Source organism: Lutibacter maritimus (assembly GCF_900116115.1).
Taxonomy (GTDB): domain Bacteria; phylum Bacteroidota; class Bacteroidia; order Flavobacteriales; family Flavobacteriaceae; genus Lutibacter; species Lutibacter maritimus.
Genome location: NZ_FOZP01000002.1, coordinates 508,556 through 523,147, shown reverse-complemented (window position 1 = coordinate 523,147; position 14,592 = coordinate 508,556). Strand labels below are relative to the sequence as shown.

The following is a 14,592-nucleotide window of genomic DNA, read 5'->3' as shown; positions in this document are numbered from 1 at the left end:
AACAGTTTCTCCTGTTGGTGTATTTGGACAAGCATCTACATTATTCATTACACCATCATTATCATCATCTAATTGGCTACTTGAACAACCTGTAGCATTTGCAGCTTCACCTATTGGTGTATTTGGACATACATCTAAACTATTTTGAACGCCATCATTATCATCATCTAATTGTCCAATTGAACAACCATTTGCATCAACACTTTCTCCTGCTGGGGTATTTGGACAACTATCATTTACATTTAAAACACCATCATTATCGGTATCCTCATTTTCATTTTCAGCAGTTATTTTAAAACTATCTACTGTCCAACGCGTTGGAACGCCGTTTGAATAATATTTAAAAGCAAAATACACAGTTCCTGTAATTGAACTAATATTAACATTAGAAAATTTAAAAATTTCTTCTGTACTGCTGGTGTTTGATTTAATTGGAATGGTAATATTTGGAACTGGTTGCCAAGTAAAATCAGCTGGATTTCCTGCGCCAGCATAATCAATAGAATATACTAATTCTAATGGTGAATTTCCGTATGCTGCATCGGTATAAAAAGTAAGTTTTTCTCCAGTATTGGCATCAAAATCAATAGGCGTTTTTGTAATTAACCAATCTTTACTTAATACTTCTTCTTGGTAACCATTTATTCCATATGAACCTGAATTATTTTCACCAAATTGTGTTTCGCAAGCCCAATTTTTAGTACTTGCTTCATTGTACGAAACAAATTTCACATCGGCACAGCTATTAAAATTTTCTTCAAATAAAACAGTTGGACCAACCTGTGTAGTAAAATTATATGATGCACTAAATTCTGACTGATTATTAGCGGCATCTCTAGCTTTTACTGATATTTGATAAGAAGTGTTTCCGTTTAAATTAGAAATATTTACAGAAGTGGCAGTTGATGATGTTAAATAATTACCATTTAGGTACACTAAATAATCATAAACCCCTGTATTATCCGTTGAGGCTGTCCAAGTAATTGTTGCACTTGTATCGGTAATATTAGAGGCTACTAAATTTGTTGGTGCAGAAGGAGCTTCGGAATCTGAAGAACCTGACATGTTCCATTTATCTTCAGCGGCTAATCCGCCCCAAATTACAGTTGCTAAATATGGGTTATCTACATAAGGGTTTCTGTTACCTTGTATGTTTGCCAAAATGTTGTTTCTATTTTCTTCAAATGTAGAAACAGGGTCTTCAACATTCCATTTTAAAAATAAATCTATCATATTAGGATCTACAGCTAATGTTGTTCCAAATCCAACATTAATTGGTAAACATTTTGTTTCAGATACTTTAGAACCATCACCATTGTAACGTGTATACATATACATTACAATTCTAGCAATATCTCCTTTCCATTCATCACCAGGATACCAGCCTCCGTTAGTTGAAATAATTCTAGAAGTGCCACTTGCATCGGTAAATTTATTATTACTTCTTGTAGAATTTCTATCTTGGTCAGCTGGTCTTAAATTATAAACGTCCGTTCCAGGGCCAGGTTCTTCAGTTCCTAACGCTGGAATTGCCAATGATTTTGCAAAAACGTGTTCTCGGTTCCATTTTCCAGGAATATAAGATGAGCCTGCTTGCTCTAATTTTGATCGGCTTCTATCCGTAGAAAAATTACCATCATCATCGTTATAACCATAAATCAACAAAACATTTGCAGCATTATCAGGGTCTTCATCACCACTTTTACAAGCGTCCCAAACATCAACAGGAGAACCCGTATAAGGTATTCCCGTATGGGTTGCTTTTAATTTTGCAGATAGTACTAAAAAAAGATCGTTCCCAGTATTTGATAAATCAACATCATTATAATAAGATTGAACTTGACTATAGGTGGGAATTGTAAATAAAAACAGAAAGAAATAACGTAAAATTTTTTTCACTTTAAAATGGTTTAATTAATTTTTGTGCAAATTTTCATTGATACAAAAAAGATTTGTACAAACTTATTATATATTTATAGAATTAAATAATTTTGTGAATAATATTATAGGCAAACTATTATTGTAAAATTAAAAAGTAATTAAATTTTCCTACTTTTGTGCTCAACTAAAAAAACAAAACTATTATGACCAAAATGATTCATTCTTACTGGGCTTACATTGTATTAATTATTTTAATTTTTGCAATTGTAAATGCTATTATTGGCTTAAATTCTAAAAAAGAATTTGCTGCTAAAGATTTAAAGATTTCTCTATTTGCACTTATTGCATCTCATATTCAATTAGTTATCGGTTTTATTGCTTATTATATGTCCGATTTTTATTTAACAATGAGAAGCGCTGGAATGGGTGAAGTAATGAAAAATAGTGATCTTAGAAAAATATTAGTTGAGCATCCATTGGTTGGAATTATTGCAATAACTTTAATTACAATAGGATTTTCTAAACACAAAAAGAAAGCTACAAGTACAGAAAAATTTAAAACAATTGCTGTTTTTTATGGAATTGCCTTAATTTTAATTTTAAGCAGAATTCCTTGGTCGCAATGGTTTTCTATGTAAAAAATATTAAATACATCCTAAGTTAACGCTTAGGATTTTGTTTTTTGTAATTATGAAAAAAATTTTATCATACATACTTTCTATTATTTTTTATTTTTTCTACGGAACCTTATTATTAGTCTTCCACGTATTACAATGGTTAGGTAATACTTTTGGAAAGTATAAAGGGCATAAAATTGCTGTAGATTTAATGAACTGTACTTTTACATACCTTTTATTAATTTTAGGAAACAGGGTAACATTTATAAATAAATTTAAAATTCCTAAAAACGTACCTTTAATAATAGTATCAAACCACCAAAGTATGCATGATATTTCTCCAATGTCATGTTATCTTAAAAAATACCATCCAAAATTTATTTCAAAAATAGAATTAGGAAAAGGGCTTCCTAGTATTTCATATAATTTAAGACACGGAGGATCTGTTTTAATTGACAGAAAAGACCCAAGACAATCTTTAACTGCAATTAAAGAATTTGCTCAGTATATTGAAAAAAATAACTACGCAGCTGTAATTTACCCAGAAGGCACCAGAAGTAAAGATGGTGTTCCAAAACGATTTTCAGAAAATGGCTTGAAAATGCTCACCAAATTTGCACCTTCAGCCTACATAATTCCAGTAACAATTAACAACTGTTGGAAAGTAAATAAACATGGCATGTTTCCGCTTGGAATAGGAATAAATGTAACCTTTGAATTTCATGAAGCTATTAAAGCAGACAGTATGGAATTTGAGAAACTTTTTGAAAAAGTTGAAACTACTATTAAAAATTCCGTAGTTTAGCAACCTACTAAACTAAAAATCAAAACATGTCAGCACATAACGTAAGGTTAGAGGTGATGCGCACCTTAGAAAAAAATATTGATACTTTTGTAGAAAAATTCTTAATTAGTCCTGAAAAAATTTGGCAACCAACAGATTTTTTACCCAACTCACAAAGCAGTACTTTTTTAAATGAAGTAAAAGAAATTCAAGAATTATCAAAAGAAATGCATAACGACTTTTGGGTTGTATTAGTTGGTGATACCATTACCGAAGAAGCATTACCAACATACGAATCATGGTTATTAGATATTGAAGGAATATCTCAACACTCTAATGAAGGAAAAGATAATGGTTGGGCAAAATGGATTAGAGCTTGGACCGGCGAAGAAAACAGACACGGAGATGTTTTAAATAAATATTTATACCTTTCTGGAAGAGTGAATATTCGAGAGGTTGAAATTACAACACAGCATTTAATTGCAGACGGATTTGATATTGGCACGTCTCGCGATCCATATAAAAACTTTGTATATACTAGTTTTCAAGAATTGGCAACCTACATTTCTCATAATAATGTTGCTAAAATTGCACGTCAAAATGGTCATAAAATGTTGGCAAAAATGTCTAAAATAATTGCAGGTGATGAAATGCGTCACCATTTAGCATATACAGAATTTGTAAAGCAAATTTTTCAACACGACCCAAGTGAAATGATGTTAGCTTTTCAGCACATGATGAAACATAAAATTGTAATGCCTGCTATGCATTTAAGACATTCCTCAGAAGCAAAAGGAAGTATTTTTGATCAATTTTCAGCAGTTGCACAACGCATTGGTGTATACACTGGATTTGATTATGTTGATATCATAAAAAAATTAAATACAAGTTGGGAAATAGACAAAATTACTGGTTTAACACCTGAAGCAGAAAAAGCCAGAGATTATTTAATGAAATTACCTGAACGTATGTACCGAATTACAGAAAGAATTGTAGTCCCAAAAACCGAATACCAATTTAAATGGATGAATCCATTAGTATAACAAAAAAGCTCCAAATTAATTTGGAGCTTTTTTTATAAAATTTTGAAAGTGTCTTTATCTTTTAAAAAATTAAGTTTATTTCTTGTTGTTGAAATATGTGTTTTATCTATTGTAAAAGATATTACATCTTCTTCATCGAGTAAAGCATTTATTAGTTGTTCACCTAAACAATTATAGGCTGCAGAATGACCGTTATATTCCAATCTACTTGCATCAACTCCTACTCTATTCACACCAATAGTGTAGCACATATTTTCAATAGCTCTGGCTGGCAATAATGTATCCCAAGCGTTAATTCTTGGTTTTGGCCAATTTGCTACATATAATAAAATATCATAATCTTCTACATTTCTTGCCCAAACAGGAAAACGTAAATCATAACAAACTAATGGGCAAATTTTCCAGCCTTTATAATTAACTATCAATTTATGTTCACCAGCAGTATACACCTTTTCTTCTCCGGCTAATGTAAATAAATGTCTTTTATTGTAATAATTTACCTCTCCTGAAGGATGTACAAATAAAAACCTGTTATAGTACTTACCATCTTCTTGTATAATTACACTTCCACAAATAGCAGCATTTGTTTTTTTAGATGTTGTAATCATCCATTGCACAGTGTTTCCATCCATTTGCTCGGCAATATCTTTAGGTTGCATACTAAAACCTGTGGTAAACATTTCGGGTAAAATAATAATGTCTACTTCTTCTTTAATTTCGCTTATTCTCTTAGAATATTTTACCAAATTTTTAGCACTGTTTTGCCAAAAAATGTCTGATTGTATTAAAACAATATTTAAAAATCTATTCATAAATAATTACAACTTTTTTTTAAGCTTATCAATTTTGCTTTTTAAATCGCCCAGTTTTTTTTGCCATTTAACTTCATCTTCCGGAGATAATTTTCCTTTTTCCTGTAATTTCTGATGCTTTTTAAGTTCGTTTTCATATTTATTTTGAGCATCAGTATATTTATCTTTTGCTTTTTCTGCTTTTTTAATCTGTTCTTCGGCTGCTTTTTCTTTTTTTTCGGCTTTATTTTGAGCTTTTTCAGCTTTTTTTTGAGCCTTTTCAGCTGCTTTTAACTTTTTATTAGCTAAAATTTCTTCACTTAATTTATTTTTAATTACAACTTGTTGTTCTGGTGATAAAGTGTTGGTTACATCAATTTTATTCATAAAAATAGCATTTCCTTTCACCAAATAGGTTACTCCATCATACTCAACTTTTTGCGCATAATTTATACAAACTGCAAAAAGGAAAAGTGTAGTTATAATACTTTTTAATGTTTTCATAATTTTCTTATTTAAACTAAAATACAAATTAAATTGAATTTAAAATGGAAGCTGCTTGTTTTAAAGTTTCATCTGTTTTTGCAAAACAAAAACGTAAAACTTTGGTATCTAACTTATGTTGATTAAAAACAGAAATTGGAATAGCTGCTATTTTTTGTTCCTGAGTTAAGCGAACTGCAAAATCATAATCGCTTTCATCAGTAATATTTTTAAAATTTAGCAGTTGAAAATAAGTTCCTTTTGAAGGTATAAATTCAAATTTCGAATCTTTAATTAAGCTTAAAAATAAATCTCTTTTCTGTTGATAAAAACTGTTTAACTCTAAATAATTATTGGGTGTTTTTAAATGTTCAGCTAATGCAACTTGTGTTGGATGATTTACACTAAACACATTAAATTGATGTACTTTTCTAAATTCATCCATTAATTCCTTTGGTGCCAAACAATAGCCAACTTTCCAACCTGTATTATGAAATGTTTTTCCGAAAGAAGCTGTAATAAAGGCTCTTTCGGCCAAAGCAGGAAATAAAGCTGCTGATTGATGTTGTTCTCCATCAAAAATAATATGTTCATACACCTCATCACTTAATAATATAATATTGGTATTTTTAAGTAATGTTTCTAATTGCAACATATCTTGTTTTGTTAAAATTCTTCCTGATGGATTGTGTGGTGTGTTAATGATAATCATTTTAGTTTTATCAGAAATCAACCCTTTTACCAATTTCCAGTCAATTTTAAAATCTTCCGGATTTAACTGAACCGCAATAGTTTTTCCACCAAAAAGCTGAATAGTTGGTTCATAAGAATCATAGGCTGGTTTAAAAATAATAACCTCATCATCTTTTTTAATTGTTGCGGCAATTGCTGTAAAAATTGCTTGCGTTGCTCCTGCTGTAATGGTAATTTCAGTTTCAGGATTGTAAGAAACACCATATAAATTTTCCATTTTGGTAGCTATCGCTTTTCGCAAACTAAAAACACCAGGCATTGGTGCGTATTGGTTTTTTCCATCATTCATGGCCTTGTTAACCGCCTCTATTAGTTTTGAATCACTTTCAAAATTTGGAAAACCCTGTGATAAGTTTAAAGCATTGTGCTTAATGGCCAATGTACTCATTACAGAAAAAATAGATGTTGGTACTTCTGGTAGTTTAGACACAAAAGTATTAGTATATGAAGGCATTTAATTTAAATTTTAGAACTTAAATGTACTAAATATCCGCTGATTCATCAGAAGAAAATGCTAAAATATCTCCTGGCTGACAATCTAACTCTTTACAAATGGCTTCTAAAGTCGAAAAACGAATTGCTTTAGCTTTACCCGATTTTAAGATTGATAAATTTGCGGTTGTAATTCCAATTTTTTCAGCCAATTCAATGCTTTTCATTTTTCGAGTAGCAAGCATTACATCAAGATTTACAATTATTGACATACTTAAATAGTTAATTCGTTTTCTTCTTTTAATTTTTTTGACATTCCAAAAATTTCACTTAAAACCATAAAAAATAATCCAAAACATATTAATAAGATAAACGGGCTAAAGGTAAAGTTAAAAGCAGCCGTAACTTTATGCATATAATAAACTTTATAAAAGGTTGTTGTTATACCCGTTAAAATAGCAGAAGTTATTAATAAATAGCCAATTTTATTAAAGTTTTTTAACACAACTTCATCAAATATTTTTAACAAATAAAAATATTTGATCACCTCTCTAAAAAGATATAGACAATAAATTACAATTAAATATGATATCATTAATACTAGCAGTAAAAATTTTGTAACGTTATCTATAATTTCAATTTGAACACCGTTAATATTGAAATCTAAGTCTGCGAAACCTATATCTAAAAAAACAACTACAGTAAACACCACTATGGCAACTACAGAAATCATTGAAAAGATCCAAAGTAAATCAACTAATGCTTTTAAAATTTTAAGTTTTCTCATTATATATAATTTAGTAACTCAAAAATATAAATAATTATCGAATAACAATAATTATTTTCCATAAATCAATAAAAAAACCTGTTTTATTTCTAAAACAGGTTTTTCTAAATTTATATATTTTAAAAACTAAATAATACTAGCTTTTAAATATTCACGGTTCATACGTGCAATGTTTTCTAAAGAAATTCCTTTAGGACATTCAACTTCACACGCTCCAGTATTGGTACAGTTACCAAAACCTTCTTCATCCATTTGCTTAACCATATTTCTAACTCTATCTGCAGCTTCAACTTTACCTTGAGGTAATAATGCAAACTGAGATACTTTTGCAGAAACAAATAACATTGCTGAAGAGTTTTTACAACTAGCAACACAAGCTCCACAACCAATACATGCTGCAGCATCCATAGATAAATCTGCGTTATGTTTAGAAATTGGGATTGCATTAGCATCTTGTGTGTTTCCTGAAGTATTTACAGAAATGTAACCACCAGCTTGTTGAATACGTTCAAAAGCCATACGATCTACAATTAAATCTTTAATTACTGGAAATGCTTTTGCTCTCCAAGGTTCAATATAAATTGTATCACCATCTTTAAAAGTACGCATATGTAACTGACACGTAGTAATTCCTCTGTCTGGCCCGTGTGGTTCACCATTAATATGTAATGAACACATACCACAAATACCTTCTCTACAATCGTGATCAAATGCAATTGGCACTTCATCTTTCGCTACCAATTGTTCATTCAACACGTCCATCATTTCTAAAAATGACATATGTTCTGAAATATCGGTAACTTTATATTCGACCATTTGACCTTTATCTTGAGGTCCTTTTTGTCTCCAAATTTTTAACGTTAAATTCATAATGTCTTCTTATTTATATGAACGAGTTTTTAATTCGATATCTTTAAATTCTAATTGTTCCTTATGTAAAATTGCTTCACTTGGTTTTCCTGTATATTCCCAAGCTGCAACATATGCAAAGTTGGCATCATCACGTTTTGCTTCTCCATCCTCAGTAACGTGCTCTTCTCTAAAGTGACCTCCACATGACTCTTCACGATGTAAAGCATCTTTCGCAAATAATTCTCCTAATTCTAAGAAATCAGCTACTCTACCTGCTTTTTCTAATTCAGGGTTTAACTCATTTAAACTTCCTGGTACTTTAACATTTTTCCAAAAATCTTCACGAATTTCTTGAATTTCTTTTATTGCTTCTTTTAATCCTTTTTCATTACGAGCCATTCCAACTTTATTCCACATTACATTTCCTAATTTTTTATGGAAATAATCTACAGAATGAGTTCCTTTATTGTTCACAAAGAATTCTAATTGATCTCTTACAGATTTTTCAACTTCATCAAACTCTGGGCTATCAGTAGGAATTTTACCTGTTCTAATATCATCAGCTAAATAATCACCAATAGTATAAGGCAATACAAAATATCCGTCAGCTAACCCTTGCATTAATGCAGATGCTCCTAAACGGTTAGCTCCGTGATCAGAAAAGTTTGCTTCTCCAATACAATATAAACCAGGAACAGTTGTCATTAAATTGTAATCAACCCAAACGCCACCCATTGTATAGTGAGTTGCTGGATAAATCATCATAGGTGTTTTGTATGGATTTTCATCTACAATTTTCTCATACATTTGGAATAAGTTTCCATATTTCTCTTCAATAACTGCTTCACCTAATTTTGTAATTTCTTCTTTTGAAGGATTGTGTAGCCCTTGCACTTTTGCTTTTTCACTACCATATCTTTGTATTGCAGCAGCAAAATCTAAATATACAGCTTCACCTGTAGCATTTACACCATAACCAGCGTCACAACGCTCTTTTGCAGCTCTTGAAGCAACATCACGAGGCACTAAGTTACCAAATGCAGGATATCTTCTTTCTAAGTAGTAATCTCTATCTTCTTCTGCAATTGCCGTAGGTTTTAATTTTCCTTGTTGAATTGCTTTAGCATCTTCAATTTTTGCAGGAACCCAAATTCTACCATCATTACGTAATGATTCAGACATTAACGTTAATTTACTTTGGTAATCTCCCGAACGAGGAATACACGTTGGGTGAATTTGTGTAAAACAAGGATTTGCAAAAAACGCGCCTTTTTTATGAATTTTCCAAGCAGCCGTGGCATTAGAACCCATTGCATTTGTTGACAGGAAATAAACATTACCGTAACCACCTGTTGCAATTACAACTGCATGTGCAGAGTGGCGCTCAATTTTTCCTGTTACCAAATCACGAGCAATAATTCCTCTCGCTTTTCCATCAATTTTTACAACGTCTAACATTTCATGACGATTGTACATATCAATTTTTCCACGAGCAATTTGCCGGTTCATTGCAGAATAACAACCTAGTAATAACTGTTGCCCTGTTTGTCCTTTTGCATAAAAAGTTCTAGATACTAAAACTCCACCAAATGAACGATTATCTAACAATCCACCATAATCACGCGCAAAAGGAACTCCTTGCGCCACACATTGGTCAATAATAGCACCTGAAACTTCAGCTAAACGATGTACGTTTGCTTCGCGTGAACGGTAATCGCCACCTTTTACAGTGTCGTAAAATAAACGATAGTTTGAATCTCCATCGCCCATATAATTTTTTGCTGCGTTGATACCTCCTTGTGCTGCAATTGAATGCGCTCTACGCGGAGAATCTTGGTAAGCAAATGCTTTTACGTTATATCCTAACTCAGCTAAAGTTGCTGCGGCTGAACCACCGGCTAAACCTGTTCCAACCACAATAATATCAATATTACGCTTATTTGCTGGGTTTACTAAGTTAATGTGATCTTTATATTGTGTCCATTTATCTTTTATTGGACCTTCTGGTACTCTTGAATTTAAAGTAGTCATATTCTCTTAAGATTAATGGTTAAAATGGTGAAATAATGCAATTATGATAAATCCAAGTGGAATAAGTATTGAATACCATTTTCCTAGTGATTTTACGCAACTTGTATACTTGTTATTAAATCCTATTGATTGAAACGCCGATTGAAAACCGTGCATTAAATGTAATGCCAATAATACAAAAGCAACTACATAGATTCCAACTTTTACAGGACTAGCAAATTTGTGCTGCAATTCTTCATAATAACGATAATTTGTAGTTCCTTCTATATAACCACTCATATCTCCTACGACATATTTGGTATTTAATTCTGGAATCCAAAAATCTAAAAAGTGAATTACAATAAATGCTAAAATAACACCGCCACTAATTGCCATATTTCTTGACATCCAAGAAGCACTAGCTGCACCATTATATTTTACATAATTTACATTTCTTGAAGCTCTGTTCTTTAACTCTAACACAAAACCCATCACAAAATGAAAAACTACGCCAAAAATAAGTATTGGTTGCAATGCAAACTGAATTAATGGATTTGTTCCCATAAAATGAGAAGCTTGATTAAATGCCTCTTCACTAAATAATGAAGTTAGGTTTACCGCTAAATGAATAATCAAGAAAAAAATTAAGAAAAGTGCTGACAACGCCATGGCTACTTTTCTTGCGATTGATGAAGATAAAAATCCGCTCATTTTTTATATAATTTTTTTAAAACATCAAAGATACTATTTCCTTTTTTTTCCTAAAAGATAAATTCACCTTTAAAGTCTATTTAGAATGATTATAAAAATAACAATTTATTTATAATTAACTTAATTTATTTAAATTAGTCTGCTAAACCATTCTACTCTAATTTTTTATGAAAAAACTAACTTCCATTTTCCTATTTATTTCTATTTGCTTAAATGCACAACAATTTGATATAGAAAAATTTAAAAACATAAAACCACGCGCTATTGGTCCAGCAGGAATGAGTGGTAGAATTACCGCAATAGATGTAGTTACTAAAAGCCCTGAAATTATTTATGCAGGCTCTGCATCTGGTGGTTTGTGGAAATCTGAAAGTGGCGGAATAGCTTGGGAACCAATTTTTGATAAACAATTAGCCTTATCAATTGGTGCTGTTTCAATTCAACAAAGTAATCCTGATGTAATTTGGGTAGGAACTGGTGAAGGAAATCCTAGAAATAGTTTAACTGGCGGCTACGGCTTATACAAAAGTTTAGATGCTGGAAAAACCTGGCAACTGGTTGGTTTAGAAAAAACAAGAAATATACACAGAATAGTTATTGATAAAGACAATCCTAATACTGTTTATGTTGCTGCAATCGGTTCTCCTTGGGGAGCACATCCAGAACGTGGTGTGTATAAAACTACCGATGGAGGCAAAACTTGGGAAAAATCGTTGTTTGTAAATAATAAAACTGGATGTGCCGATTTAGTTGTGGATCCATCTAATCCAAATAAATTAATTGCTGCCATGTGGGAGCATGAACGCAAACCTTGGACATTTAATTCTGGCGGTGAAGGTTCAGGATTATATATAACTTATAATGGCGGTGAAAATTGGAAAAAACTAACTGATAAAGACGGTTTACCTGAAGGAAATTTAGGAAGAATTGGATTAGCAATAGCAGCTAATAACCCAAAAATTGTATATGCATTAGTTGAAGCTAAAAAAAATGGTTTGTACAAATCTGAAGATGGCGGAATTAATTGGAAGTTAGTTAATGATAAATCAAGCGGAAGAGGATCTGAAGGCATTGGAAACAGACCTTTTTATTATTCTGATCTTGCAGTTGATCCATCAAATGAAAACAGAATTTATACTGTTTTTACCTATGTAAATGTGAGTGAAGATGGCGGAAAATCTTTTAACCAATTAATGCCTGCTTACGGAACATCGGTTGGCGTTCACCCAGATCATCATGCGTGGTGGATTCATCCAACAAATCCAAATTATATGATTGACGGAAACGATGGCGGCTTAAATATTACACATGATAGAGGTAAAACTTGGCGTTTTGTTGAGAATTTACCAGTTGGGCAATTTTATCATATTAATGTAGATAACGATTTTCCTTACAATGTGTATGGCGGATTGCAAGATAACGGCTCTTGGGCTGGCCCAGCGTATGTTTTAAAAGATCAAGGTATACGTAATTCCTATTGGCAAGAAATTCAGTTTGGAGATGGTTTTGATGTAGTTCCAGATCCAAAAGATTCTAGATTTGGATATTCTATGTCGCAACAAGGTTTTGTTACTAGGTATGATAAGGTTACTGGAAATTCTAAAATCATTCGGCCAACACATCCAAATCCTGCTATTAAATTGCGTTTTAATTGGAATTCAGCAATTGCTATGAATCCTATTGATAATGAAACTATTTATTTTGGGAGTCAGTTTGTGCATAAATCAACCAACAAAGGTTATACTTGGGAAATCATTTCGCCAGATTTAACTACCAATAATCCTGATAAACAAAAACAACACGAAAGCGGCGGAATAACCATGGACGCTACAGGAGCCGAAAACCATTGTACCATTTTAGCAATTGAACCAAGTACTTTTGATGAAAATATACTTTGGGTAGGAACCGATGATGGAAATATTCAATTAACTCAAGACGGAGGAAAAACTTGGGAAAATGTTTCAAAAAACATAAAGAATATACCAAAAGAGGCTTGGGTTGCACAAATAAGAGCTTCAAAATTTAATAAAGCAGAAGCTTATGTAATTGTAAATAATTATCGCCAATTCGATTTTAAACCATATTTATTTAGAACACGTGATTTTGGAAAAACTTGGGAAAATTTAGTAGAAGATAAAGATGAAACTTTTGGATACACATTATCTTTTATTCAAGATTTAGAAGTTCCAAATCTTCAATTTTTAGGAACAGAATATGGCTTATATGTGAGCATTGATGAAGGTAAAAACTGGACAAAATGGAACGGCAACTATCCAAATGTTTCAACAATGGATTTAACAATTCAACCTCGCGAGCACGATTTAGTAATTGGTACTTTTGGTAGAGCTATTTATGTTTTAGATGATATTAGACCATTAAGAGCTATTGCAAAAGAAGGCAAACAACTTTTAGATAAAAAAATACACCTATTTACGCCTCCAACAGCATTTATTACTGAAACGCAACAACCCTCAGGAACACGTTTTGGAGCAAATGCCATTTTTAATGGAGAAAATAAAAATGGTGGCGCCATGATTACGTATAGTATAAACAAACCAGAAATTAAAAAAACAGAAGAAACTTCAGACAAAAAGAATAAAAAAGCAACAACTGAAACTGCTATAAAAGAAGAAAAACCAGCAGTTAAATTTGATACTATTTTCTTTGAAGTTTACAATGATAAAAATGAGTTAATACGAAGTGTCAAATACAAAGCACCAAAAGAAAATGGACTGCATAGAATGTACTGGCGATTAGAAGAAAAAGGAACAAGAGGACCTTCAAGAAGAAAAGTATCGGAAAAAGCTTCTGAACCAGGTGGCGTAACAGTTTTACCAGGAAATTATACAATAAAACTACATTTTGGAAATGAAACTGTTTCAGAAAAAATTGAAGTAAAATATGATCCTAGAATTAGCATTTCATTTGAAGTTTTAAAAAGTAAGTACAATTTATTAAAAGCATTAGAAAATAAAATAGGAATTGCAGGTGATGCCAGTCAACGCCTACTTGCTTCAAAAGAAATTGTTGAAGATTATCAAAAAAGAATTATAGCATTAAAAACGGATAAATTTGAAGATTTACTTAAAAACCATAAAGAAATTATAACTAAAATTAATGGTTTATTAGATGATTTATTAGGGAAAGAAGATGACAGACAAGGTATTACCGACACCGAATTTCCGAGCACCATTTCTTATTTATACACAGCAAGGAGTTATGTAAATTCCTTACAGCAATTACCAGGTTTAACAGAAACAACATTGATAAAAAATGCTGATGAAAAAGTTAAAGAAGTAATTTCAAAAATTAATGAATTTTATAAATCGGATTGGATTTCTTATAAAGATTCTGTAAAAGATTTAAAATTATCTCCTTTTACTGATATTGAAGAATTTAAATATGAATAAACAAAAGGCTCAAATGAATTATTTGAGCCTTTTGTTTT

General features: G+C 31.4%; 13 protein-coding genes. 4 read left to right on the top strand and 9 right to left on the bottom strand.

Annotation, left to right across the window (positions count from 1 at the left end; genetic code table 11):
* A partial coding sequence (locus BM335_RS05495; RefSeq protein ID WP_177219161.1) for an endonuclease occupies positions 1–1,899 on the bottom strand: 1,899 nt, incomplete at its 3' end.
* Positions 1,900–2,093: 194 nt separating this feature from the next.
* Here BM335_RS05495 and BM335_RS05490 point away from each other — a divergent pair.
* From BM335_RS05490 to BM335_RS05480, 3 genes are read left to right on the top strand one after another with little or no spacing between them, the layout of a single operon-like run.
* Positions 2,094–2,519, top strand: coding sequence for a hypothetical protein (locus tag BM335_RS05490; protein WP_245780613.1), 426 nt, complete (start codon positions 2,094–2,096; stop codon positions 2,517–2,519).
* Between the two features lie 52 nt (positions 2,520–2,571).
* Entirely contained in the window at positions 2,572–3,303 is a 732-nt protein-coding gene (locus tag BM335_RS05485) for a lysophospholipid acyltransferase family protein (RefSeq protein ID WP_090224020.1), read from the top strand.
* A gap of 26 nt (positions 3,304–3,329) precedes the next feature.
* Positions 3,330–4,325: an acyl-ACP desaturase gene (locus BM335_RS05480; RefSeq protein WP_090224018.1), complete on the top strand. Its 996-nt coding sequence runs from the start codon at positions 3,330–3,332 to the stop codon at positions 4,323–4,325.
* 32 nt (positions 4,326–4,357) lie between these two features.
* Here the strand turns inward: BM335_RS05480 and BM335_RS05475 are convergent, their stop codons facing one another.
* The 8 genes from BM335_RS05475 to BM335_RS05440 form a co-directional block, all read right to left on the bottom strand.
* On the bottom strand, positions 4,358–5,137 hold the full coding sequence (locus BM335_RS05475; RefSeq protein WP_090224016.1) for an amidohydrolase: 780 nt from the start codon (positions 5,135–5,137) through the stop codon (positions 4,358–4,360).
* A gap of 6 nt (positions 5,138–5,143) precedes the next feature.
* Positions 5,144–5,620: a hypothetical protein gene (locus BM335_RS15675; protein WP_090224013.1), complete on the bottom strand. Its 477-nt coding sequence runs from the start codon at positions 5,618–5,620 to the stop codon at positions 5,144–5,146.
* A gap of 28 nt (positions 5,621–5,648) precedes the next feature.
* Positions 5,649–6,806 carry a methionine aminotransferase gene (locus BM335_RS05465; protein ID WP_090224010.1) on the bottom strand — a complete coding sequence of 386 codons (1,158 nt, stop codon included), beginning with the start codon at positions 6,804–6,806 and terminating at the stop codon, positions 5,649–5,651.
* A 28-nt stretch (positions 6,807–6,834) separates the two neighbouring features.
* A complete protein-coding gene (locus BM335_RS05460) occupies positions 6,835–7,056 on the bottom strand; it encodes a helix-turn-helix domain-containing protein (RefSeq protein ID WP_090224008.1) in 222 nt (73 codons plus the stop codon).
* Positions 7,057–7,058: 2 nt separating this feature from the next.
* Complete coding sequence (locus BM335_RS05455) at positions 7,059–7,571, bottom strand: DUF2975 domain-containing protein (RefSeq protein WP_090224005.1); 513 nt, start codon at positions 7,569–7,571, stop codon at positions 7,059–7,061.
* 126 nt (positions 7,572–7,697) lie between these two features.
* Positions 7,698–8,441 carry a succinate dehydrogenase/fumarate reductase iron-sulfur subunit gene (locus BM335_RS05450; RefSeq protein ID WP_090224002.1) on the bottom strand — a complete coding sequence of 248 codons (744 nt, stop codon included), beginning with the start codon at positions 8,439–8,441 and terminating at the stop codon, positions 7,698–7,700.
* A gap of 9 nt (positions 8,442–8,450) precedes the next feature.
* Positions 8,451–10,454 carry a fumarate reductase/succinate dehydrogenase flavoprotein subunit gene (locus BM335_RS05445; protein ID WP_090224000.1) on the bottom strand — a complete coding sequence of 668 codons (2,004 nt, stop codon included), beginning with the start codon at positions 10,452–10,454 and terminating at the stop codon, positions 8,451–8,453.
* Positions 10,455–10,466: 12 nt separating this feature from the next.
* Positions 10,467–11,144 (bottom strand): succinate dehydrogenase cytochrome b subunit, encoded by a 678-nt coding sequence (locus BM335_RS05440; protein ID WP_090223998.1) that lies wholly within the window; start codon positions 11,142–11,144, stop codon positions 10,467–10,469.
* Positions 11,145–11,311: 167 nt separating this feature from the next.
* Here BM335_RS05440 and BM335_RS05435 point away from each other — a divergent pair, with 167 nt between their 5' ends.
* Positions 11,312–14,554: a WD40/YVTN/BNR-like repeat-containing protein gene (locus tag BM335_RS05435; RefSeq protein ID WP_090223995.1), complete on the top strand. Its 3,243-nt coding sequence runs from the start codon at positions 11,312–11,314 to the stop codon at positions 14,552–14,554.
* Positions 14,555–14,592: the final 38 nt, after the last annotated feature.

Excerpts from the sequence above, each read along its gene's own strand:
- BM335_RS05480 (WP_090224018.1), top strand. The coding sequence starts at position 3,330 with ATGTCAGCACATAACGTAAGGTTAGAGGTGATGCGCACCTTAGAAAAA.
- BM335_RS05445 (WP_090224000.1), bottom strand. The coding sequence starts at position 10,454 with ATGACTACTTTAAATTCAAGAGTACCAGAAGGTCCAATAAAAGATAAA.
- BM335_RS05465 (WP_090224010.1), bottom strand. The coding sequence starts at position 6,806 with ATGCCTTCATATACTAATACTTTTGTGTCTAAACTACCAGAAGTACCA.
- BM335_RS05450 (WP_090224002.1), bottom strand. The coding sequence starts at position 8,441 with ATGAATTTAACGTTAAAAATTTGGAGACAAAAAGGACCTCAAGATAAA.
- BM335_RS05460 (WP_090224008.1), bottom strand. The coding sequence starts at position 7,056 with ATGTCAATAATTGTAAATCTTGATGTAATGCTTGCTACTCGAAAAATG.
- BM335_RS05475 (WP_090224016.1), bottom strand. The coding sequence starts at position 5,137 with ATGAATAGATTTTTAAATATTGTTTTAATACAATCAGACATTTTTTGG.
- BM335_RS05490 (WP_245780613.1), top strand. The coding sequence starts at position 2,094 with ATGATTCATTCTTACTGGGCTTACATTGTATTAATTATTTTAATTTTT.
- BM335_RS05435 (WP_090223995.1), top strand. The coding sequence starts at position 11,312 with ATGAAAAAACTAACTTCCATTTTCCTATTTATTTCTATTTGCTTAAAT.
- BM335_RS15675 (WP_090224013.1), bottom strand. The coding sequence starts at position 5,620 with ATGAAAACATTAAAAAGTATTATAACTACACTTTTCCTTTTTGCAGTT.
- BM335_RS05455 (WP_090224005.1), bottom strand. The coding sequence starts at position 7,571 with ATGAGAAAACTTAAAATTTTAAAAGCATTAGTTGATTTACTTTGGATC.
- BM335_RS05485 (WP_090224020.1), top strand. The coding sequence starts at position 2,572 with ATGAAAAAAATTTTATCATACATACTTTCTATTATTTTTTATTTTTTC.
- BM335_RS05440 (WP_090223998.1), bottom strand. The coding sequence starts at position 11,144 with ATGAGCGGATTTTTATCTTCATCAATCGCAAGAAAAGTAGCCATGGCG.